The sequence below is a fragment of the Pseudomonas sp. SHLD1 genome, from assembly GCF_028640935.1.
Taxonomy (GTDB): Bacteria; Pseudomonadota; Gammaproteobacteria; order Pseudomonadales; family Pseudomonadaceae; genus Chryseomonas; species Chryseomonas aestiva.
This window is the reverse complement of sequence record NZ_JAQZAD010000023.1, coordinates 544,019-565,238: the sequence shown is the minus strand read 5'-3', so window position 1 is coordinate 565,238 and position 21,220 is coordinate 544,019. Positions and strand designations below refer to the sequence as shown.

Annotated in this window: 21 protein-coding genes; 13 read left to right on the top strand and 8 right to left on the bottom strand. The window is 66.6% G+C overall.

Going from position 1 to position 21,220, the window contains the following annotated elements:
- Positions 1-494: 494 nt before the first annotated feature.
- The 4 genes from cmoB to lon all read right to left on the bottom strand — a co-directional run bounded on the left by cmoB (position 495) and on the right by lon (position 5,105).
- Positions 495-1,463: a tRNA 5-methoxyuridine(34)/uridine 5-oxyacetic acid(34) synthase CmoB gene (cmoB, locus tag PVZ77_RS18715; RefSeq protein WP_273808037.1), complete on the bottom strand. Its 969-nt coding sequence runs from the start codon at positions 1,461-1,463 to the stop codon at positions 495-497.
- Positions 1,460-2,197, bottom strand: a complete 738-nt coding sequence (gene cmoA, locus PVZ77_RS18710; RefSeq protein ID WP_273808036.1) for a carboxy-S-adenosyl-L-methionine synthase CmoA — start codon at positions 2,195-2,197, stop codon at positions 1,460-1,462. The genes cmoB and cmoA overlap by 4 nt, the downstream gene beginning before the upstream one ends.
- 63 nt (positions 2,198-2,260) lie before the next feature.
- Positions 2,261-2,653, bottom strand: a complete 393-nt coding sequence (locus PVZ77_RS18705) for a protease inhibitor I42 family protein (protein ID WP_273808035.1) — start codon at positions 2,651-2,653, stop codon at positions 2,261-2,263.
- Positions 2,654-2,714: 61 nt separating this feature from the next.
- Positions 2,715-5,105, bottom strand: coding sequence for an endopeptidase La (gene lon, locus PVZ77_RS18700; RefSeq protein WP_273808034.1), 2,391 nt, complete (start codon positions 5,103-5,105; stop codon positions 2,715-2,717).
- A 228-nt stretch (positions 5,106-5,333) separates the two neighbouring features.
- On the opposite strand from lon, the gene PVZ77_RS18695 reads away from it, so the two are divergent.
- The 5 genes from PVZ77_RS18695 to PVZ77_RS18675 all read left to right on the top strand — a co-directional run bounded on the left by PVZ77_RS18695 (position 5,334) and on the right by PVZ77_RS18675 (position 10,091).
- A complete protein-coding gene (locus PVZ77_RS18695) occupies positions 5,334-5,999 on the top strand; it encodes a methylamine utilization protein (protein WP_273808033.1) in 666 nt (221 codons plus the stop codon).
- Positions 5,983-8,301, top strand: a complete 2,319-nt coding sequence (locus tag PVZ77_RS18690; protein WP_273808032.1) for a putative bifunctional diguanylate cyclase/phosphodiesterase — start codon at positions 5,983-5,985, stop codon at positions 8,299-8,301. Before PVZ77_RS18695 ends, PVZ77_RS18690 begins: the two co-directional genes overlap by 17 nt.
- Entirely contained in the window at positions 8,298-9,149 is an 852-nt protein-coding gene (locus tag PVZ77_RS18685) for a DUF3034 family protein (RefSeq protein ID WP_273808031.1), read from the top strand. The genes PVZ77_RS18690 and PVZ77_RS18685 overlap by 4 nt, the downstream gene beginning before the upstream one ends.
- A complete protein-coding gene (locus PVZ77_RS18680) occupies positions 9,149-9,574 on the top strand; it encodes a group I truncated hemoglobin (RefSeq protein WP_273808030.1) in 426 nt (141 codons plus the stop codon). The genes PVZ77_RS18685 and PVZ77_RS18680 overlap by 1 nt, the downstream gene beginning before the upstream one ends.
- 79 nt (positions 9,575-9,653) lie before the next feature.
- Entirely contained in the window at positions 9,654-10,091 is a 438-nt protein-coding gene (locus PVZ77_RS18675) for a DNA methylase (RefSeq protein WP_273808029.1), read from the top strand.
- 51 nt (positions 10,092-10,142) lie between these two features.
- Here PVZ77_RS18675 and PVZ77_RS18670 read toward each other — a convergent pair whose 3' ends face one another.
- A complete protein-coding gene (locus PVZ77_RS18670) occupies positions 10,143-11,249 on the bottom strand; it encodes an alpha/beta hydrolase (RefSeq protein ID WP_273808028.1) in 1,107 nt (368 codons plus the stop codon).
- A gap of 91 nt (positions 11,250-11,340) precedes the next feature.
- Between PVZ77_RS18670 and PVZ77_RS18665 the strand changes: the two genes are divergently transcribed.
- The gene (locus PVZ77_RS18665) at positions 11,341-11,568 is read left to right on the top strand and encodes a hypothetical protein (protein ID WP_273808027.1); all 228 of its coding nucleotides are present in this window, start codon (positions 11,341-11,343) and stop codon (positions 11,566-11,568) included.
- On the opposite strand, the gene PVZ77_RS18660 is transcribed toward PVZ77_RS18665, so the two are convergent.
- On the bottom strand, positions 11,565-12,548 hold the full coding sequence (locus tag PVZ77_RS18660) for a DctP family TRAP transporter solute-binding subunit (protein WP_273808026.1): 984 nt from the start codon (positions 12,546-12,548) through the stop codon (positions 11,565-11,567). The two genes, PVZ77_RS18665 and PVZ77_RS18660, sit on opposite strands and share 4 nt — an antisense overlap.
- Positions 12,549-12,713: 165 nt before the next feature.
- Between PVZ77_RS18660 and PVZ77_RS18655 the strand changes: the two genes are divergently transcribed.
- The gene (locus tag PVZ77_RS18655) at positions 12,714-13,547 is read left to right on the top strand and encodes an aldo/keto reductase (RefSeq protein WP_133862833.1); all 834 of its coding nucleotides are present in this window, start codon (positions 12,714-12,716) and stop codon (positions 13,545-13,547) included.
- Here PVZ77_RS18655 and mnmC read toward each other — a convergent pair.
- The gene (mnmC, locus tag PVZ77_RS18650; RefSeq protein WP_273808025.1) at positions 13,544-15,481 is read right to left on the bottom strand and encodes a bifunctional tRNA (5-methylaminomethyl-2-thiouridine)(34)-methyltransferase MnmD/FAD-dependent 5-carboxymethylaminomethyl-2-thiouridine(34) oxidoreductase MnmC; all 1,938 of its coding nucleotides are present in this window, start codon (positions 15,479-15,481) and stop codon (positions 13,544-13,546) included. The two genes, PVZ77_RS18655 and mnmC, sit on opposite strands and share 4 nt — an antisense overlap.
- Positions 15,482-15,536: 55 nt before the next feature.
- Entirely contained in the window at positions 15,537-15,752 is a 216-nt protein-coding gene (locus tag PVZ77_RS18645; protein ID WP_273808023.1) for a DUF6316 family protein, read from the bottom strand.
- A gap of 297 nt (positions 15,753-16,049) precedes the next feature.
- On the opposite strand from PVZ77_RS18645, the gene PVZ77_RS18640 reads away from it, so the two are divergent.
- The 6 genes from PVZ77_RS18640 (at position 16,050) to ssuB (ending at position 21,199) form a co-directional block, all read left to right on the top strand.
- Positions 16,050-16,688: a peroxiredoxin gene (locus PVZ77_RS18640; RefSeq protein ID WP_273808022.1), complete on the top strand. Its 639-nt coding sequence runs from the start codon at positions 16,050-16,052 to the stop codon at positions 16,686-16,688.
- A 164-nt stretch (positions 16,689-16,852) separates the two neighbouring features.
- On the top strand, positions 16,853-17,440 hold the full coding sequence (gene ssuE, locus PVZ77_RS18635) for an NADPH-dependent FMN reductase (RefSeq protein ID WP_208692342.1): 588 nt from the start codon (positions 16,853-16,855) through the stop codon (positions 17,438-17,440).
- A 15-nt stretch (positions 17,441-17,455) separates the two neighbouring features.
- Positions 17,456-18,421, top strand: a complete 966-nt coding sequence (locus tag PVZ77_RS18630) for a sulfonate ABC transporter substrate-binding protein (protein WP_273808020.1) — start codon at positions 17,456-17,458, stop codon at positions 18,419-18,421.
- 24 nt (positions 18,422-18,445) lie between these two features.
- Entirely contained in the window at positions 18,446-19,594 is a 1,149-nt protein-coding gene (ssuD, locus tag PVZ77_RS18625) for an FMNH2-dependent alkanesulfonate monooxygenase (protein WP_273808019.1), read from the top strand.
- A gap of 10 nt (positions 19,595-19,604) precedes the next feature.
- Positions 19,605-20,393 carry an aliphatic sulfonate ABC transporter permease SsuC gene (ssuC, locus tag PVZ77_RS18620; RefSeq protein WP_273808018.1) on the top strand — a complete coding sequence of 263 codons (789 nt, stop codon included), beginning with the start codon at positions 19,605-19,607 and terminating at the stop codon, positions 20,391-20,393.
- The gene (ssuB, locus tag PVZ77_RS18615) at positions 20,390-21,199 is read left to right on the top strand and encodes an aliphatic sulfonates ABC transporter ATP-binding protein (protein WP_273808017.1); all 810 of its coding nucleotides are present in this window, start codon (positions 20,390-20,392) and stop codon (positions 21,197-21,199) included. The genes ssuC and ssuB overlap by 4 nt, the downstream gene beginning before the upstream one ends.
- Positions 21,200-21,220: the final 21 nt, after the last annotated feature.

Below are 21,220 nucleotides of genomic sequence, written 5' to 3'. Positions count from 1 at the left end.
GCACCCCCGCTCAGTTCACTCTGGCGGGGGTGTTGTCTTTGGGGCGGAAAAAGTTTGGCCGGGCGTCAGGGGGCTTGAATGCTGGGCGCAGATAATCGGCAAGCGCAGGCCTGAAGCTGCGTAGCTGAGATGGCCCTCACCCTAGCCCTCTCCCGGGGGAGAGAGGGGAACAAGGGGCGCGGCGGAGACGTTGCAGCAGTGCCTGCCAGGCAGGCGCTGCTTTAAGCCTGCAAGAGCACAAGAGCTACCACAGCCCGGCTGCGCCGGGCTGTTGTGTTTCAAGCGCGGCACAGGACCGTCGTAGGTTGGCGCTGAGCGTAGCGAAGCCCAACGAGGGGCCGCTGCAGGTATCAAGAGAATGGCGGCGGGGCGGTGAGGGGCCAGGGTTGGAGTCTGAATGTTGGGCTTCGCTGTGCTCAGCCCAACCTACCGCAGCACCTAAGACGGCGTTAAGAGAGCAAGAAAAAGCCCGGCATGTGCCGGGCTTTTTGCGTTCAGGGTTTGCGGGCGATCAGGGTGGCGCGCAGGGGGGCGGGGAGGCCTTCGACTGTCAGGCGGGGATCTTCCGGGTTCAGGAAGTCCGGTAGCGACTGGAAGCCCATCCACTCGGTGGAGCGCTGTTCGTCTACCGTCGTGGGGGTAAGGTCCACCAGGCGGATGTCACGATAGCCGGCGCGTTGCAGCCAGAGCTGCAGGGCGGCCGCGGAGGGCAGGAACCAGACATTACGCATCTGGGCATAGCGGTCTTCGGGGACCAGCACGGTGGCGGCATCGCCTTCGACGACCAGGGTTTCCAGGACCAGCTCACCGCCGCTGTCGAGGCAGTTCCTCAGGTCCAGCAGGTGGTCGATGGGCGAGCGGCGATGGTAGAGCACGCCCATGGAGAAGACGGTGTCGAAGCCGCCGTCCAGGGCGGGCAGTTCTTCCAGCGTCAGTGGCAGGTGCCAGGTGGGCAGGTCGGGCAGATAGCGACGCAGGGCCTGGAACTGGCAGTGGAACAGCCAGTTGGGATCGACGCCCAGGACCAGGTTGGCTCCAGCACCGAGCATGCGCCACTGGTAGTAGCCGTTGCCACTGCCGACGTCCAGGACGCGCTTGCCCTGCAGATCCAGGTGGGGGGCGACCCGGTCCCACTTCCAGTCGGAGCGCCACTCGGTGTCCAGATGGAGATCGAACAACTGGAAGGGCCCCTTGCGCCAGGGCCGCAGTTGCAGCAGTGCCTCGCGCAGGGCCTGGTGCTGCTCAGCGGTAGGCGCGCCGGCGAGGCGCACGGCATACCGCAGATCGACAGCTGCTACAGCGATTTCAGGGAGCGCATCGATACCCGCTTGCCAGCGCTGCAGATCGCCATGGCCACGGGCGTACTTGGCGGCCAGGACGGCTTCGAGGGACTGGGACCAGGTAGCCAGCGAGGTAGCCGCCAGCGCCTGTTGCAGGGCTGCGAGGTAAGGATGCTGGGTCATGGCAGGGCGATCAGGGAGGTGAAGTTGAGGCATTGGAACCAGGGCACGACGGTGGTGAAGCCAGCGGCCTGCAGGCGTGCCCGGTGTTCGTCCAGGGTGTCGGTGAGCATGACGTTTTCCAGCGCGGTGCGTTTCTGGGCGATTTCCAGTTCGCTGTAGCCGTTGGCTCTCTTGAAGTCCAGGTGCAGGCCGTTGAGCAGTGCCTGGGTTTGAGCGTCCGGGAAACGGATCTTTTCCGATAGCAGCAGGGCTCCTCCTGGCAGCAGGCTGTTGCGCAGACGGCTGAGCAGGTCCAGGCGCTGTTCCGGAGCAATGAACTGCAGGGTGAAGTTGAGCGCGATCACCGAAGCCGATGCGAGCGGAACCTCGAGGATGTCGCCTTCCACGACTTCGACTGGCAGCAACTCCTCGTGCATCGAATCCTGGGCGCTGAGGTATTCGCGGCAGCGGGTGACCATGGCAGTGGAGTTGTCGATGGCTACCACCCGGGTACCCTCGGCGCGGACATGACGGCGCAGGGCCTGGGTCACGGCGCCGAGGGAGCAGCCGAGGTCATAGAGGCGGCTATGAGGCTGGGCGAAACGCGCAGCGATGACGCCGAGATTTTCGACGATGGTGGGATAGCCCGGCACGGATCTCTTGATCATGTCGGGAAAGACGCGCACCACGTCTTCGTTGAAGGTGAAGTCGGCAGGAGGTTGCGGCGACGCGAACAGGCGGTCGGCTTCGCTCATGGGCGGTACCTGGAAAATCGAAAGGGAGCATTGTACCCCCGGCAGGCATTGCAGGACGTGGCGTCAACGGATTTCGATACGGCAGTCGAAGCGCGCCTGGGGCTCGGCTTCGGCATCCCAGGGCTGGCGGGCCTGGAGTTCGAGATGGGCGCTGCCGGCGCTCTGGGCGCGGAAGCGCCAGAGGGACTGACCGGCGCTGCCGATGCCGCCCTGATCCTGGCGCTGTTCGCGGAAGACTTCCGGGCCGAGTTGCCTGAGATTGTCGCTGCGCTGGAGGACAGCCCAGCGATAGCCGCTGGTGGGATCGCTGGGCAGGGTCAGGGTCAGTTCCTGGCCCGTGTGCATGGCCAGCGGGGTGCAGTCGCTGTCGTCGCCCAGGATGAGGTTGCCACTCGGCTGGGTACTGCTGCAGCCGGCCAGGAGCAGACAGCCGCAGAACAATAGACGGTTGGACATGAAAACCTCCGGGGTATGACGGCAAAACGCAGAGCATACCCCAAGAGATTGGCCGGTCGGACTAGAAGAGCACCTTGGCCACGTCGGCGAAGCGCTTGGCGAAGTGGACGGTCAGCCCTTCCCTGAGATAGGCGGGCAGCTCTTCGAAGTCACCACGATTGGGCTCCGGCAGGATCAGTTCGCTGATCTTCTGCCGCCGCGCCGCTATGACCTTTTCCCGTACCCCGCCGATGGGCAGTACCTGACCGGTGAGGGTCAGTTCGCCGGTCATGGCCACGTTCTTCTTCGGCGCCTGGTTGCGGGCCAGCGACAGCAGGGCGGAGGCCATGGTGACGCCGGCGCTGGGACCGTCCTTGGGCGTGGCGCCTTCGGGGACGTGCAGGTGGACGAAGGCCTGGTCGAAGAAATTCGGATCGCCCTTGAAGTCCTTGAGGTGCGCGGTGACGTAGCTGTAAGCGATCTCGGCGGATTCCTTCATGACGTCACCCAGCTTGCCGGTGAGCTTGAAGCCGCGATTCAGGGTATGAATGCGCGTCGCCTCGATCGGCAGGGTGGCGCCGCCCATGCTGGTCCAGGCCAGGCCGGTGATGATGCCGACTCCGGACAGCACCTGCTCCTTGCGGAAAGGCGGTATGCCCAGGTAGTCCTCGAGATCCGAGGCACCAATCTTCACCTTGAGCTTGGGATCCTCGATGAGCCTGACCACCGCCTTGCGCACCAGCTTGCCCAGCTGCTTCTCCAGCTGGCGCACGCCGGCTTCGCGGGCATAGCCCTCCACCAGGGCCTTTAGGGCGCTGTCGGTGAGTGTCAGACGATCCTTGGGCACCCCGGCCTTGTCCAGCTGCTTGGGCCAGAGGTGGCGCTTGGCAATGGCCTGCTTCTCCTCGGCGATGTAGCCGGAGAGGCGGATGACCTCCATGCGGTCCAGCAGGGGGCCGGGGATGGAATCGAGGGTGTTGGCGGTACAGACGAACAGCACCTTGGACAGGTCCAGGCGCAGATCCAGGTAGTGGTCGAGGAAGTCGACGTTCTGTTCCGGATCCAGGGTCTCCAGCAGCGCCGAGGCCGGATCGCCCTGGTAGCTCTGGCCCATCTTGTCGATCTCGTCGAGCATGATGACCGGATTCATCACCTTGACGTCGCGCAGCGCCTGGACGAGCTTGCCGGGCATGGCACCGATATAGGTGCGCCGGTGCCCCTTGATCTCGGCTTCGTCCCTCATGCCGCCGACGCTGAAGCGATAGAAGGGACGGCCGAGGGATTCGGCGATGGACTTGCCGATGCTGGTCTTGCCCACCCCGGGCGGGCCCACCAGCAGCACTATGGAGCCAGTCACCTCACCCTTGAAGGCGCCCACGGCGAGGAATTCGAGGATGCGATTCTTGATGTCGTCGAGCCCGGCGTGATGGCGGTCGAGTACCTTGCGCGCGTGCTTGAGGTCCAGTTTGTCCTGGCCGTGGACGCCCCAGGGCAGGTCGGTGGCCCAATCCAGGTAGTTGCGGGTGACACCGTATTCCGGCGAGCCGGTCTCGAGGATGGACAGCTTGTTCAGCTCGTCCTCGATACGCTTCTGGGCGGCTTCGGGCAGGATCTTGCCTTCCAGGCGCTGGCGGAAGCTTTCGATGTCGCTGCTGCGATCATCCTTGGTGATGCCCAGTTCCTGCTGGATCAGCTTGAGCTGCTCCTTGAGGAAGAATTCGCGCTGGCGCTCGTTGATCTTGCGATTGACCTCGGCGGACAGCTCCTTCTGCAGGCGGGCGACCTCGACCTCCTTACGCAGCAGCGGCAGGACCTTTTCCATGCGCTGCAGCATGGGCACGGTATCGAGCACCTGCTGCAGTTCGTCGCCCGGCGCGGTGGTGAGGGCGGCGGCGAAGTCGGTCAGCGGCGAGGGATCATTGGGGCTGAAGCGATTGAGATAGTTCTTCAGCTCTTCGCTGTAGAGCGGATTGAGCGGCAGGAGCTCCTTGATGGCGTTGATCAGCGCCATGCCGTAGGCCTTCACCTCGTCGCTGGGATCGGGGTTTGGGCGCAGGTGCTCGACCTCCACCAGGTAGGGCGGCCGCTGCCGGCGCAGCCAGCTGCGGATACGCACCCGCGACAGGCCCTGGGCGACGAACTGCAGCTTGCCGTCCTGACGGGTGGCATGGTGGATGCGCACCAGGGTGCCGTGCTGCGGCAGCTGGTCGGGATCGAAACCCTCGGCATCGCCGGGCTGCTGCTCCATGTAGAACAGCGCCAGGCAGTGGTGGTCGGTCTTGGCCACCAGTTCCAGGGTTTCCGCCCAGGGCTCTTCATTGACGATGACGGGCAGGACCTGGGCCGGGAAGAAGGGCCGGTTGTGGATGGGAATGACGTAGAGCTTGTCGGGAAGATTCTGTCCAGGCAGGACCAGGCCGGTCTGGCCGGCTTCTTCGCTGAGAATATCCGCTTGATTGTCCTGATCGCTCATTGGCGTACCTTGGGCTTGGATGTGAGGCCAACATGGGGCGAGGGCGGCGCTTTTTCAACGCAGGCAAAGACCTGTCCTTCTTGACCGCCGGGTACCGCTCGAAGTGCGACGACCGGAACGAAGCCTGGCCACCGCGACGATAAAGATTCCCCCGGCACTGCCGCTAAAGCTGAAGTCACGCCGCGAAGCCGGCGGGAGTTTCCAAGGGCGCGTGGTGGAGAGCAGCGGGTGAACAAGCATTGGTTTGTGGCGGGATGGCTGGCTTTGGGCCTGGGAGCTGCGCAAGCGGCCGAGGTCGCGGTGCAGGTGGTCGACGGTCAGGGGGCACCTCTGGCCGATGCCGTGGTGATGCTGTCGGGCCAGGGCCTGGTGCCCGAGCGACAGCCCGCGGCGATCGATCAGCAGAATCGGCGGTTCGTCCCCCATGTCCTGGTGGTGGCCACCGGCACGGCGGTGAGCTTTCCCAATACCGATGACATTCGCCATCAGGTGTATTCCTTTTCCAGTCCCAAGCGCTTCGAGCTGCCGCTCTACCACGGGCTGCCCAGCACGCCGGTGGTGTTCGACCAGCCCGGCGTGGTGGTGGTGGGCTGCAACATCCACGACTGGATGGTGGGTTACGTCTACGTGACCACCGCCGGGCGCTCCGCGGTGACCGACAGTCAGGGCCGGGTCCGACTGGAGGCGCCGGACGGTCATTATCAGCTGGCACTGTGGCACCCCGACCTCAGCGACAAGCAGGAGGTTGCCCAGCCTGCGCTGGATGTGGCGGGCAAGCCGGTGACCCTGAAACTCCAGCTGGCGGTCCAGCCGAAGCCGCAGCCTGCGGAACCGGCGAGCTCGGCTTTCGAGGATGCCTTCCACAAGGCCACGCACGATGAAGCTCATCCATAGTTTCCAGACCCGCATCGCCGGCAGCCTCTTCCTGCTGATGCTGGTGGTCATCACCCTGGTCTATCTGACGGTCAAGGCTGCCACCGAGGCCAGTGCCGTGCGCCAGTCCTATGACCAGCTCGACACTGGGGCGCGGGTATTCCGCCAGGTGCTGGACGGCCGCTGCCGCCGGCTGAACGATGCCGTGCGGGTGCTCGCCGCCGATTTCGGCTTTCGCGATGCCGTGGCCAGTGGCGATGTGCCGACGCTGAGGTCGGTGCTGGCCAACCATGGCGCCCGGGTGGGCGCGGGCGATACCTACCTGCTGGACCTGGACGGCCGGCTGATCGCCAGCACCGTGGCGGCGCATAGCGAAGGCGAGCGTCTGCCCGTCGCGATGGCATCGGGCAATGACGGCAGTTGCGTGCAGGCCGGTACCGGCCTGCCGCAGTTGCGGGTCACGGTGCAGGTCCGTGCCCCCGTGCCCATCGCCCAGGTGGTGATGAGTTTCGCCATGGATCAGGCCATGGCCGAGGAATTTCGCTCGCTGATCAATCTGGACGTGGTGTTTCTCGGCGAAGCCGCGCTGATGGCCAGTACCCTGCCGGAGGAGCAGGGACGGCTGCTGCTGCATGGGCTGGCGACCTCACCCCAGGGCAGCGACATCTGGCAGCTGACCCTGGACGGCCGGCTCTATCAGGTCAAGCGGCTGACCCTCGGGACCGCCGATCATCCGGTACAGGTCTATCTGCTGCGTTCGCTGGACGTCGCTATGGCGGAGTTCGAACCCCTGCTCGGGCAACTGGCGCTGATCGCCGGCGGTGCCCTGCTGGCGGCCCTGCTAGGTGCCCTCTGGCTTGCGCGCAACCTGGCCCAGCCGCTGCGGCAGCTGTCGCTGATGTCCTGGCGCATCGGCCAGGGGGACTATGGGGTCAAGGTGGAGGTCCAGCGCCGCGATGAATTCGGCCGGCTGGCACAGGTGCTCGAGGAGATGCGCCAGGGGATCGCCGAGCGCGAGCAGCGGCTCAACCACAATGCCCTGCACGACGCCCTGACCGGACTGCCCAATCGCATCCTGGCCGAGGAGCGGCTGCGGGTCTTTATCGCCACCCAGTCCCAGGTGTCGCTGCTGTACCTGGGGCTGGATGGCTTCCAGGCGATCAATGAAAGCGCCGGGGTCGCCGGGGGCGATCGCATCCTCCGGATGGTGGCCGAGCGGGCCCAGGTGCTGCTGGCCGGGCGCGGCTGCGTGTCGCGCCCGGTGGGCGACGAATTTCTCGTGCAGTTCTGCCGTGTCGGCCTGGAAGGCGCGGTGGGTCTGGCTGAGCAACTGCGCCTGTCACTGGCCGAACCGATCGAATGGGAAGGTCAGCTGTTTCGTCTGAGTTGCCGGATCGGCGTCGTCGAGTATCCCCGCCATGGCGACGACCCGACCCTGCTGATCGAGCGCGCGCGCAGTGCCATGCTCGATGCCGGCCAGGTGCCGGATCGCCTGCGGGTCTATGATGAGGGTCGGGATGCGGCCCAGCAGCGGCGTCTGCAACTGGTTCACGATCTGCCGCTGGCGGGCGAGCGGGGTGAATTGATGCTGGTGTTCCAACCCAAGGTGGCCCTGCAGGGCAGTGGGCCGCACCAGGCCGAGGTGCTGCTGCGCTGGCGCCATGCCGAGCTGGGCATGGTCTCGCCGGGTGAATTCATTCCACTGGCCGAGCGCAGTGGCAGCATGGCCGGACTCACCCGCTGGGTGATCCAGGCGACCATCCGGCAACTGGCGCTCTGGCAGACCCAGGACCGCGAGGTAAAGGTGTCGGTGAACGTCTCGGCGGTCGACCTGGCCGATGCCCGGTTGCCCGAGCGCGTCATGGGCTGGCTCGATGACGCCGGCGTCTCGGCGCGGCAGTTGACCTTCGAGATCACCGAGAGCGCCATCATGGACGATCCCGAGGCGGCCATCGCGTTGCTGACGCAGCTGTCCGTGCTGGGCATCCGGCTGTCGGTGGACGACTACGGTACCGGGCATGCCTCGCTGGCGCACCTGAAGCGGCTGCCGGTGGACGAATTGAAGATCGACCAGTCCTTCGTGAAGGAACTGGCGCCAGGCAACGATGACGCCGTCATCGTCCGCTCGACCATCGAGATGGGCCACAACCTGGGTCTGGAGGTGGTCGCCGAGGGGGTCGAGGAAGCCCGGGCCCTGGCGCTGTTGCGCAGTTGGGGCTGCGATGTGATCCAGGGTTACTACATCAGCCGCCCGGTACCGGCCGCGGAATTCGAGGCCTGGATGGAGCGGCAGAGCCAGCCGGTGCTGGAGGCGTTGTCATGAATCACGGCTGGCTGCTGGCTGGCCTGCTGCTGGCGACCGGTGCCCAGGCCGACGGCGGCAAGCTGCTGGCCACCGGCGGCGCCAGCAGTCTGGAAGGCGCGGCGGGCGGCGGTATCACGCCCTGGGCGGTGATCGGTGGCTATGGCGAAAGCGGCCAGCCCGGCGCCACGGCCTTTGCCACCCGGGTGTGGACCGGTGACTACCGGCTCGATGCGGCCGGCGTGGCGGTGGCCTACGACAATCGGGTGGAAGTCTCCTATGCCCGCCAGCGCCTGGACATGCCGACCCTGCGCCGCTTGATGAAGCTCGAGGAAGACAGCCTGAGCCAGGACATCGTCGGCGCCAAGGTGCGCCTGGCGGGTGACCTGATCTACGACCGGATGCCGCAGATAGCCGTGGGGGTGCAGTACAAGCATCAACGGGATTTCGACATACCTGCCGCCGTGGGCGCGCGGCGCGACAGCGATGTCGAGGGCTACCTGGGCGCCAGTCGGCTGTTGCTGGGCGGTGCCTTCGGCTACAACCTCCTGGTCAACGTCGGTCTCAGGTACAGCCGCGCCAACGAGATGGGGCTGCTGGGCTTCGGTGGCGACCGCAACGACAGCCGTCAATGGCTCAAGGAAGGCTCGGCCGCGGTGTTCTTCAATCCTCGCTGGGCGGTAGGCATGGAGTACCGCGAGAAGCCGCGGAATCTGTCCTTCACCCGGGAGAGCGACTGGATGGATACCTTCGTCGGTTACTTCCCCAACAAGCACCTGTCGCTGGTGCTGGCCTATGCCTGGCTGGGCGAGATCGCCACCCTGGACGATCAGCAGGGTCTCTATCTGTCGCTGCAGGGGAGCTACTGATGCAGGGGAAAACACTGGTACTGGCGGCGCTGCTGCTGATACTGGGGTGCGCGCCCCAGCCGCCGGCGGGTGATCGGCTCTATCAGGAGCTGGGTGGCCAGCCCGGCATCACCCGGATCGTCGAGGGGATGCTGCTCAATGTGGCGCGTGACGGGCGGATCCGGCACTACTTCGCCAACGTCGACATCGCGCGCCTGCGCAGTCTGCTCATCCAGAAATTCTGCGTCGATGCAGGCGGTCCCTGTCGCTATGGAGGGGCGAGCATGGCAGAAAGTCATCGCGGTCTGAATCTGCAACCCGCCGACTTCAATGCCCTGGTGGAAGACCTGCAGCTGGCCATGCGGCGTGAGGGCGTCCCGGAGCGGGCGCAGAATGCCCTGCTGGCACGCCTGGCCCCGCAACGCGGCGAGGTGATCCGCCAGTAGCCTGCCGGCTGTCGCTGCTTTCGAACCTCAGCCGTGCGAGAGCCTCCCTAGGCAAGACGCCTGACGCGAGGGATACGGCTTGAGCAAGACGACTTCAGCGGCCGATCTCGGCCTGACGCTAACGGTGGACGACGAACCGGCACTGTTCGGTTGGTTCCTGGCGAGCTACCTGTTCGGCAAGCGCATCTCCCAGTCCATCGCTGCCCAGGCCTGGAAGGTGCTCTATCGCAAATACGGTCGCGACACGCCGCGCAAGCTGCTCAATCTGGGCCGGCAGCAATTGGTCGACTACCTTGGTGAGGGGCATTACCGACGTTATGACGAGAGCACGGCCATGCGCCTGCTGGACGTCTGCCGCCACCTGCAGGAGGACTATGGTGGCAGCTTTCTCCGCCTGCGCGAGGCCAGCGTCGATCGTGCAGAGTTCGAGCGGCGTTTGCAGACCCTGAAGGGGGTAGGCCCCAAGACCTGCGAGATCTTCATGCGCGAGGCGGGTCCCTTGCTGTTTCCAGGATGACTGCATACCGCCGGCGCGGAGCCGGCGGTATGCAGAACGAACAAGCTGTGGTTACTTGCCCAGATCGGCCTTGAGACGGCTGCCGGCATAGGCCTGGGCGTCCTTGGCCTTCTGCACTACGGCAGCGGTGCCAAAGAACTCGTGGGTTACGCCCGGATAGACCTTGCGCTCCACCTGGACGCCGGCCTGACGCAGGGCAGTCTCCAGGAAGCCGCCGTCATCACGCAGGGGATCGATCTCGGCATTGACGATGGTCACCGGCGGCAGGCCGGCGAGGTCGGCACGGGTCAGGTCCAGGCGCGGATCCTTGAGGTCGGTAGGCGTACGGGTCACCTGCTCGACGAACCACAGCATCATCGGCCGATTGAGCGGCTTGGCGTCGTCATACTGTTCGTAGGACTGGGTATGGGTGTTGGTCTGGGCCACCGGATAGACCGACAGCACGTGCTTGGGCGCGGTGAGACCGGCCTTGCGCGCCGCCACGGCGGTCGCCACCGCCAGGTTGCCCCCGGCGCTTTCGCCGGCCAGGGCCAGGCGCTGCGGATCACCATTCAGCGAGCCGGCATGGGTGGTCACCCAGCGATAGGCCGCCAGGGCATCGTCATGGGCGGCCGGAAACTTGTATTCGGGCGCCTGGCGATAGTCCACCGACACCACGATGGCATTGGCCTGCTTGGCCAGACCACGGGCGCCACCGTCGTAGACGTTGCGATCGGCGAACACCCAGCCGCCGCCATGGAAATACAGGATGACCGGGAAGGGACCCTGGCCTTCGGGGGTGTAGATACGGGCGGGCAATACCCCGGCGGCACCGTCGACGGCGCGGTCGACGCTGGTCACGCCGGGCACCAGGGCCTCGGGCTGGGTGGGACGACCTTCGTCCTGCAGGACGCCCTTGACCGCATCGGCGATGGTAGGCTGCTTGCGGGCCTGCTGGGCGGTGAGCTTTTCCACGGCCTTGGGATCGAAGCTGGCGTACTTGTCGAGCACCTTCTGCATGTCGGCATCGGTACGCGCCATGCTCTTGGCATTGCTGACCGCTTCGGCACCCAGCGAGCGTTTTTCCGGATCGCGGGCGCAGCCGGTCAGGGCGAGGCCGGCGCCAACCAGGGCCAGGGCGAGGAGGGTGGGTTTGCTACGCAAGACGGACAGCGGCATGGCGAAAATCCTGTGCGAATTCGAGGGGACTACCCTCAAACCGACATGCTTATCGCGCGAGAGGTTCCGGCGAGCCGCCGGCAGGACCCTGATGATCGTCCTGCTGGGGCTGCTGGGGCTGCTGGGTACCCACGCCTTCGCCGAGCCGGCGGCCTACTGGCGCTGGCGCAGCAACACGGATGGCCAGGAGTTCTGTACCCAGACGCCGCCGGGCGCGGGCTGGGTGCGGGTCGCGGGGCCCTTTCGCGATCTGCAGTGCCGCGAGCCGGGCAACCTGCCCTTGCGCCGCTGGGCCGTACCGCCGCAACAGCGCTTCTAGTTGGAGGTCTCGGCGGCCTTGAGCAGGGAGGCGCCGAGCTCGCCTTCGTAGCGTTGCCACACCGGGCGCATGGCCTCGCGCCAGCGTGTCCGTTGCTCGGGGGTAAGGGTGATGATCTCGCTGCCGCCCGCGGCGGCGATGCGCGCGCGATCGTGCTGGTTTTCCGCCTCGGATTGCTTCTTCACCTCGAAGGTCACCTGGTCGATGATTTCCTCCAGGGTGCTACGTATGGCGAAGGGCAGGGTGCGCCAGCGATCCGCCTTGACGATCAGCATGTAGTCCAGGGCGCCGTGATTGCTTTCGGTGAAATAGCGCTGCTGCTGATCGAGGCGCTGGCTCCAGTAGTTGGACCAGGTGTTCTCGGTGGCATTGACGGTGCCCGTGGTGAGCGCCTGCAGGGTCTGGTTGAAGGGCAGCCTGACCGCGGTGGCGCCGAGGGCCTCGAACTGGCTCTGGAGGACGTCGGAATTCTGGATGCGGAATACCAGCCCCCTGGCATCGCCGGGTTCGCGCAAGGGCTTGCGCGCCGCCAGCTGCTTGAGGCCGTTGGGCCAGTAGGCCAGGCCGATGATGCCGGCCGGCTCCAGACTGTGCAGCAGCTGGCGACCACTGGGGCGCGCCTGGAAGTGATCGAGGGCCGCGCGACTCTCGAACAGGAAGGGCAGGTCGAACAGCTTGAGTTTGGGACTGAGTTCGGTGAGCTTGCTGATCGCCGGCGCCAGGATGTCGACCTTGCCGTCCTGCAGCGCCTGGAGTTCGTCGGCATCGGTGAAGGCCGTGCCGCTGGGCATCACCTCCAGCTGGACCTGCTCGGCGAGGCGCTGCGCCACCAGTTGCTGGAACAGTTGAGCGCCCTTGCCCTTGGGGGTCTCCGGTGCCACCACATGGGAAAACCTCAGAGTAATGACATCAGCGTAGCTGGACGTCATGGGCAGGGCAGCAGAGAGCAGGGCGCAAAGGCCCAGGATCGACGGTTTCATGGCAGGTCCTGGTGGTTATTCTTGGAATCCTTATAGGCGTACTTTACCAGTGCGACGTCAGGTCGCAGGCCTGTGGGAAGGCGTGGGCTGCCGTTTGGCGGATCACCGGGAGAATCGGCGTCGCGCTGGCGTTCCAACGTCCACACCCAAGAGAAGGATGCGTCCATGAATACCGCTCAAACCGTTCGTTTGCCCGATGGCACTACCGTTCCGGCGCTGGGCCAGGGAACCTGGCGCATGGGCGAGAACGCCGATCTGCATCGCCAGGAGGTCAGCGCCCTGCGCCAGGGCCTGGACCTGGGACTCACCCTGATCGACACCGCCGAGATGTATGGCGAAGGCCGCGCCGAGGAACTGGTTGGCGAAGCCATCGCCGGACGGCGCGACGAAGTGTTCCTGGTGAGCAAGTTCTATCCGAAGAATGCCACCGAAGCCGGCGTGCCCCTGGCGTGCGAACGCAGCCTGAAACGCCTGGGTACCGATGTCATCGACCTCTATCTGCTGCACTGGCGCGGCCAGGTGCCGCTGATCGAGACGGTCATGGCGCTGGAGAAGCTGCGTGACGAAGGCAAGATCCGCCACTGGGGCGTGTCCAATCTCGACACCAGCGACATGCTCGAATTGAACGATGATCGCTGCAGCGCCAACCAGGTGCTCTACAACCTGGAGCAGCGCGGCATCGAGCATGACCTGCTGCCCTGGAGTCAGCGTCAGCAGATGCCGGTGATGGCCTATTGTCCGCTGGGGCAGGGTGGCGATCTCTTGCGGCACCCCACCCTGGCAACCCTGGCCGAGCGGCATCAGGCCACCCCGGCGCAGATCGCCCTGGCCTGGGTGCTGCGTCAGCCGGGCGTGATCGCCATTCCCAAGGCAGGCGATGCCGGACATCTCGAAGAGAATGCGCGGGCCCTGGATCTGCGCTTGAGCGAAGAAGACTTCGCCCTGCTCGACGGTGCCTTTCCGCCGCCGCAAAGCAAGACGCCGCTGGCGATCATCTAGCCGCCGCGGATCAGCCGGCGCAGGGGAAAGCGAGTGGGGTGGCAGGCTTCGGCCACCCGGCGGGCCACCGGCAGGGGTTCGTCCTCCAGCCAGGCCGCCAGCAGTTCGGCGGCCAGCGGGGTGGTGACCAGGCCGCGCGAACCGTGCGCCAGATTCACGTAGAGCCCCGTACGCCAGGGCGCCGCCCGCTCGGGCACCTGGCGGGCGTCGTAGGCCAGCGCCTGATACTGCCGGGCGAAGGCGACTTCATCCACGACCGGCCCGACCAGGGGCAGATAGTCCGGCGAGGTGCAGCGAAAGGCCACGCGGCCGTCGAGTGCCTCGGCCTGGTAGCGGGTGGCCAGCTCGGGCGACAGCTCGGCGAGCAGCTGCAGATTGCTCTGGTGTTCCGCCTGGCTGGGCTCGGTGTCGTCCCGGTCGAAGACGAAGCTGGCGCCCAGGCAATGCCGCCCGTCACGGGCCGGCGCGAGATAGCCTTCGCCGCACACCACGGTCGCCAGCACCTGGCTGTCGGGGGTTTCCGGCAGCGCGGACAATTGCCCACGGATCGCCTTGAGTGGCAGCTCAGGTAGCAGCGTCCTGGCCTGGGCGGCACTGGCCACCACGACCACCGTCGCCGCCAGCGGCGCACTCTGGGTGCTGGCCTGCCAGCCCTGCTCGGTTCGCTGCAGGGCGGTCACCTCGGTATGGGTGACCAGCTCGATATTGGGATGGGTCAGCCAGTGCGCGCACAGGGCAGGCGGATGCACCCAGCCCCCTTCCGGAAAGAACAGGCCGCCCGCCGTCAGGCCGATTCCGGCCTTGTCGCTGGCGGCTTCCCTGTCCAGCGGGTGCAGCAGATCGGCGGGGAAGTGCGCCGCCAATTGCGCCTGCCGCTGGGCGTCCTTGTCCGTCGGCGCCAGTTGCAGCACCCCGCAGGGTGACCAGGCCGCGCCCGTCGGCAGGGCCTGCAATTCGCGCAGGGTCAGGCCGAAGCCATCGAGGATCAGCCGGCTGAGCGGGGTGTCATGGGCCGACAGCTTGAGATAGAGCACCCCCTGGGGATTGCCGGAGGCTTCCTGGGCGGGCGCCCCGTGGCGCTCGACGACCCTGACCTGCCAGCCGCGACGCGCGAGACTGGCAGCGGTGGCGCAACCGGCCAGGCCGGCGCCTATGACCAGCGCCGTGCGCGGGCCCTGGGGACGCGGGGGGCGGGCATACCAGGGCACGGCGGCCGGGATGACCGGGCGTTCCAGGGCGCCGGCCAGCATCTCCCGCTTGTGGCCGAAGCCGGGCACCTTGGCCATGGCGAAGCCGGCCTCGTTCAGGCCGCGGCGGACGAAGCCGGCGCAGGTGAAGGTCGCCAGGGTGGTACCGGCGCGGGACAGCCGCGCCAGTTCGGCAAACAGCGCGGGCGTCCACATCTCGGGATTCTTGGCCGGGGCGAAGCCGTCCAAGAACCAGGCATCGCAACGGGCATCCAGTTCGGGCAGGCGCTCCAGCACATCACCGACCAGCAGGGTCAGGGTGACGCGCCCGTCGTCCAGAATCAGCCGCTGGAAACCCGGGTGGATGGCCTGGTACTGCCGCTGCAGCGCCGCGCTGTAGGGGGCGAGTTCCGGCCAGAGGGTCAGCGCCTGAGCGAGATCGGTGGCGGTCAAGGGGAAGCGCTCGACACTGACGAAATGCAGGCGCGCAGCCCTGGGTGCCTGGACGGCGAAGAGTTGCCAGGCGCAGAGGAAATTGAGGCCGGTGCCGAAGCCCGTCTCGCCTATGGTGAAGACTTCTCCTGCCGCCAGCGCGGCGAAGCGTTCGGCCAGGCGATTCTGCTGCAGGAAGACGTAGCGCGTCTCTTCCAGGCCGCTGGCGCGGGAAAAGTAGACATCGCCAAAGGTACGGGAGAGGGGTTGCCCGGAGGCATCCCAGTCGAGCTGGGCGTGCTGGAAGTCGGTCATGAGCGGCGCGGCCTGGAGATCAGGGCGCGCAGTCTAATGGATCAGGGGCAGCCGGTCAGACGTTGCTGACGGATTGGCGCATCAGGCCCTCGGAGGTTTGCAGCCGCTCGACATAGCGATCGATCTGGTTGAGGGCTTCCTCGCGGCTGAAGAAGGGGCCTTCCAGGGTGCCTTCGCGGGTGGTGAAGAAAAACTGGCCGTTGACCACGCTGACGCGCTCGCTACGGAAATGGGTGCTGGCACCCGGGTCGTCATTGCGTTTGCCGAACATGAGAATCTCCTCCTCGTCTTGCCTACAGACCATGGCGAGCGCTGCGGGTTGCCCCGCTCGGCCGAATTGCGGTCCGTCGATCTTCCTTAGGTGTAGCACCCTAGCGGGCGCTGCGCCCGGGTGGAAAAAGCGCGACGGAATTGTGAGGGTGATCACGCGGCACATGGCGTCGCGATCGTGGGATGGCCCAGGAGGGGTCGGCTTTCGCGTTATAACCACAGCGTGATCCGATCTTTCCCGCCCACTCTGGTGGGCGGCATAGTGCCGCTATCCCTACCTGCATCAGGAGAACTGCCAATGACCATCCGTCTGGGCGACATCGCCCCCGATTTCCAACAGGATTCCAGCCTGGGTCGCATCCGCTTCCACGAGTGGCTGGGCGACAGCTGGGGCGTGCTCTTCTCCCATCCGGCCGACTTCACCCCGGTCTGCACCACCGAACTGGGCCTCACCGCCAAGCTCAAGGACGAATTCGCCAAGCGCGACGTCAAGGTGATCGCCCTCTCGGTGGACGGCCTGGAATCGCACCAGGGCTGGATCAAGGACATCGAGGAAACCCAGGCCACCGCCGTGGGCTTTCCGATCCTGGCCGACGCCGATCGCAGCGTCTCGACCCTCTACGACATGATTCACCCCAACGCCAACGACACCCTCACCGTGCGCTCGCTGTTCATCATCGATCCGCAGAAGAAGGTGCGGCTGTCGATCACCTATCCGGCCAGCACCGGGCGCAACTTCGACGAGATCCTGCGGGTGATCGATTCCCTGCAGCTCACCGACAACCACAAGGTAGCGACCCCGGGCAACTGGAAGGATGGCGACGACGTGGTCATCGTGCCGTCGCTCAAGGACGAGGAAGAACTCAAGCGGCGCTTCCCCAAGGGCTACACCGCGGTGAAACCCTATCTGCGCCTGACGCCCCAGCCGAATCGCTGAAATCTCCTGCGACAACCAGACCCCGGCCCAGGCCGGGGTTTTGTTTTTCTGGTTATAACCAAGTGCCGAAAGGGTATTTTTAGGGAATAAACACCCGCTGCTAAGGTCCGCTCATTCCTTTTTCGAGCGGCGCGACACCGCTCTTTTTTCTCTAGGAGACGGCGATGCAGGTGGTGACTTTGGCGGGCAGTCCGGCAGCGCGGTCGCGCTCCAGCGGCGTGCTGGATCTGGCAGCGAACTGGCTGCAGGGGCGCGGCGTGGAACTGTCCCGCTGGCGCATCCAGGACTTTCCCGCCGCCGACCTCATCGGCGCCCGTTTCGACAGCCCGCCAGTGGTGGAACTGATCGCCCAGCTGCAGGCCGCCGATGGCCTGGTGATCGCCACCCCGGTGTACAAGGCCTCCCTGGCCGGCGCCCTCAAGACGCTGCTGGACCTGCTGCCCGAACGCGCCCTGGCACTCAAGGTGGTGCTGCCGCTGGCCACCGCCGGCTCCAGCGGTCACCTGCTGGCCATCGACTACGCGCTGAAGCCGGTGCTCTCGGCGCTCAAGGCCCAGGAAATCCTTAACGGCGTCTTCGCCGACGACAGCCAGGTCAGCTACACCGAGACCGGGGTCGCCCTGACCCCGGCGCTGGAGCAGCGCCTGCACGAATCCCTCGAACAATTTCACGCGGCCCTGGTGCGGCGTCCCCAACCCCTGACCCCCGAGCTGCTGGCCGATCGCATCGGCCAGGCGCGCTGGGGCATCTGACCAGGAGCGTTAGTCATGCAGTTCTCCTTCACGCGTTCGCTGCTCGCCGTTTCCATGCTGACACTGGCCGCCGGCCTGGCCCAGGCGCAAGAGACGGTACGCATCGGCTACCAGAAGTACGGCACCCTGATCACCCTCAAGGCCCGCGGCACCCTGGAGCAGCGCCTGGCCAAGGACGGCGTCAAGGTGCAGTGGACCGAATTCCCCGGCGGCCCGCAGCTGCTGGAAGGCCTCAACGTCGGCAGCATCGACTTCGGCGTGACCGGGGAGACCCCGCCGGTGTTCGCCCAGGCCGCCGGCGCCGACCTGGTCTATGTGGCCCACGAGCCGCCGGCGCCCACCAGCGAAGCCATCCTGGTGCCCAAGGATTCACCCATCCAGTCGCTGAATGATCTCAAGGGCAAGAAGATCGCCCTGAACAAGGGCTCCAACGTCCACTACCTGCTGGTGCAGGCGCTGGCCAAGGCCGGCATCGCCTACAAGGACATCCAGCCGGTCTACCTGCCGCCCGCCGATGCCCGCGCCGCCTTCGAACGCGGCGCGGTGGATGCCTGGGTGATCTGGGATCCCTACCAGGCCGCCGCCGAGACCCAGTTGCAGGCGCGCACCCTGACCGATGCCACCGGCCTGGCCGACAACCACCAGTTCTATCTGGCCACCCGAAGCTTCGCCACGGCCCATCCCGAACAGGTCGGTGCCATCGTCGACGAGGTGCGTTCGGTGGGTGAGTGGGCCAAGGCCCACCCGGATGAAGTCGCCGCCCAGGTGGCGCCGCTGCTGAACCTGCCGCTGGACACCGCCGAGCGGGTGGTCAAGCGCCAGGGCTATGGCGCCCGGTTCATCAGTCCCGAGGTGGCCGCGCAGCAGCAGAAGATCGCCGACGCCTTCGCCGCCCTCAAGTTGATTCCCAAGCCGTTGGTCATCCGCGACGTGGTGTGGACCCCACCCGCCGGTCTGCGGACCGCTGCCGCCCAACCCTGATTTCGCCTGCTGGAGAAAGTCCCCATGAGTCTCGATATCTTCTGGTTCCTGCCGACCCACGGCGATGGCCACTACCTGGGTACCGCCGAAGGCGCCCGCGCCGTCGACCACGGCTACCTGGCCCAGGTCGCCCAGGCCGCCGACCGCCTGGGCTTCGGCGGGGTGCTGATCCCCACCGGCCGCAGTTGCGAGGATTCCTGGCTGGTGGCCGCCTCGCTGATCCCGGTCACCCAGAAACTCAAGTTCCTGGTGGCCTTGCGCCCCGGGATCATCTCGCCCACCGTGGCAGCGCGGCAGGCGGCCACCCTGGATCGCCTCTCCGGCGGCCGGGCGCTGTTCAACCTGGTCACCGGCGGCGATCCGGACGAACTGGCCGGTGATGGCCTGCACCTGTCCCACAGCGAAAGATACGAAGCCTCGGTGGAGTTCACCCGCATCTGGCGTCGCGTGCTGGAAGGCGAGACGGTGGACTACGACGGCAAGCACATCCAGGTGAAGGGCGCCAAGCTGCTCTATCCGCCGCTGCAGCAACCGCGCCCGCCGCTGTACTTCGGCGGTTCCTCCGATGCCGCCCAGGACCTGGCCGCCGAGCAGGTGGAGCTCTACCTGACCTGGGGCGAGCCCCTGGACGCGGTGCGCGAGAAGATCGAGGCGGTCAGGGCCAAGGCCGCCGCCCAGGGCCGCACGGTACGCTTCGGCATCCGTCTGCACGTGATCGTCCGCGAGACCAATGAAGAGGCCTGGCGGGCCGCCGACCGGCTGATCGCCAACCTGGACGATGCCACCATCGAAAAGGCCCAGGCCGCCTTCGCCCGCTTCGATTCCGTCGGCCAGCAGCGCATGGCGGCCCTGCACGGGGGCCGTCGCGACAAGCTGGAGATCGCTCCCAACCTCTGGGCCGGTGTCGGCCTGGTGCGGGGCGGTGCCGGGACCGCGCTGGTCGGCGACGGTCCCACCGTGGCCGCGCGGGTCAAGGAATACGCCGCCCTGGGCATCGATACCTTCATCTTTTCCGGCTACCCGCACCTGGAGGAGTCCTATCGGGTGGCGGAGCTGCTGTTCCCGCACCTGCCGGTCAAGCGACCGACCCAGGTGGAAGGCGCCAACTACGTGAGTCCCTTCGGCGAGATGGTGGCCAACGACATCCTGCCGCAGAAAGCGGCGCAGAGCTGAGGGGGCCGACATGAACAGCACGACCGAACGTCAACTGCAGCGCCTGGCGCCCTGGGTGGTGCCAGTGGCCCTGATCGTCGCCTGGCAGCTGGCGGTCAGCAGCGGCCTGCTGTCCAGTCGCATCCTGCCGTCGCCGGCGGCGGTACTGGAAGCGGGGTGGAGCCTGGTCAAGAGCGGTGAACTCTGGCAACACCTGGCCATCAGCGGCTGGCGCGCCGGCATCGGCTTCGCCATCGGCGGCAGCATCGGCCTGGCGCTGGGCTTCATCACCGGGCTGTCGAAATGGGGCGAGCGGCTGCTCGACAGCACCTTGCAGATGGTGCGCAACGTGCCGCACCTGGCGCTGATCCCGCTGGTGATCCTCTGGTTCGGCATCGACGAGTCGGCCAAGCTGTTCCTGGTGGCCCTGGGGGTGTTCTTCCCCATCTACCTCAACACCTACCATGGCATCCGCAACGTCGATCCGGCGCTGGTGGAGATGGCCCGCAGCTACGGCCTCTCCGGGGCGCGGCTGTTCTGGCACGTGGTGCTGCCGGGCGCCTTGCCGGCCATCCTGGTGGGGGTGCGCTTCGCCCTCGGCCTGATGTGGCTGACGCTGATCGTCGCCGAGACCATTTCCGCCAGTTCCGGCATCGGCTACCTGGCAATGAACGCCCGGGAATTCCTGCAAACCGACATCGTGGTGCTGGCCATCCTGCTCTACGCCATCCTCGGCAAGCTGGCGGATCTCGCCGCCCGCGGCCTGGAGCGTGCCTGGCTGCGCTGGCACCCGGCCTATCAGAAGGGAGCCCGCGCATGACCAGTCTGCAAGCCGTTCCGCCGCTCTCGCGCGGCATCGCCCTGAAGCTGCAACAGGTGGTCAAGACCTTTGGCGAGCGCACCGTGCTCCATGGGATCGATCTGGAGATCCCGGCCGGCCAGTTCGTCGCCGTGGTGGGCCGCAGTGGCTGCGGCAAGAGCACCCTGCTGCGCCTGGTGGCCGGTCTCGACCGCGCCAGTGGCGGCACCCTGCTGGGGCAGGACGAGCCCCTGGCGGAGCACCGCGAAGACACCCGGCTGATGTTCCAGGACGCACGCCTGCTGCCCTGGAAACGCATCATCGACAACGTTGGCCTGGGCCTCAGGGGTGACTGGAAACCGCGGGCGCTGGAAGCCCTGGCGGCGGTCGGCCTGGCCGATCGCGCGCAGGAGTGGCCCTCGGCGCTGTCCGGCGGCCAGAAGCAGCGGGTGGCCCTGGCCCGCGCCCTGATCCACCAGCCGCGCCTGCTGCTGCTGGACGAACCGCTGGGCGCCCTGGATGCCCTGACCCGCATCGAGATGCAGCAGCTCATCGAAGGCCTCTGGCAGCGTCATGGCTTCACAGTGCTGCTGGTGACCCATGACGTGGGCGAGGCGGTGGCCCTGGCCGACCGCGTGGTACTCATCGAAGACGGCCATGTCGGCCTAGATCTCGACGTCAACCTGGCACGCCCCCGGGCCGCCGGCGACGCCCAGCTGGCCCGCCTGGAAGCCGAGGTGCTGGCCCGGGTGCTGCAGCAACCGCTCAACCCCGATCTACCCGAAATCGTGCAACCCCTGCCCACGCAACTGCGCTGGGCCTACTGATCGTACATCCGAGGAGTTCTG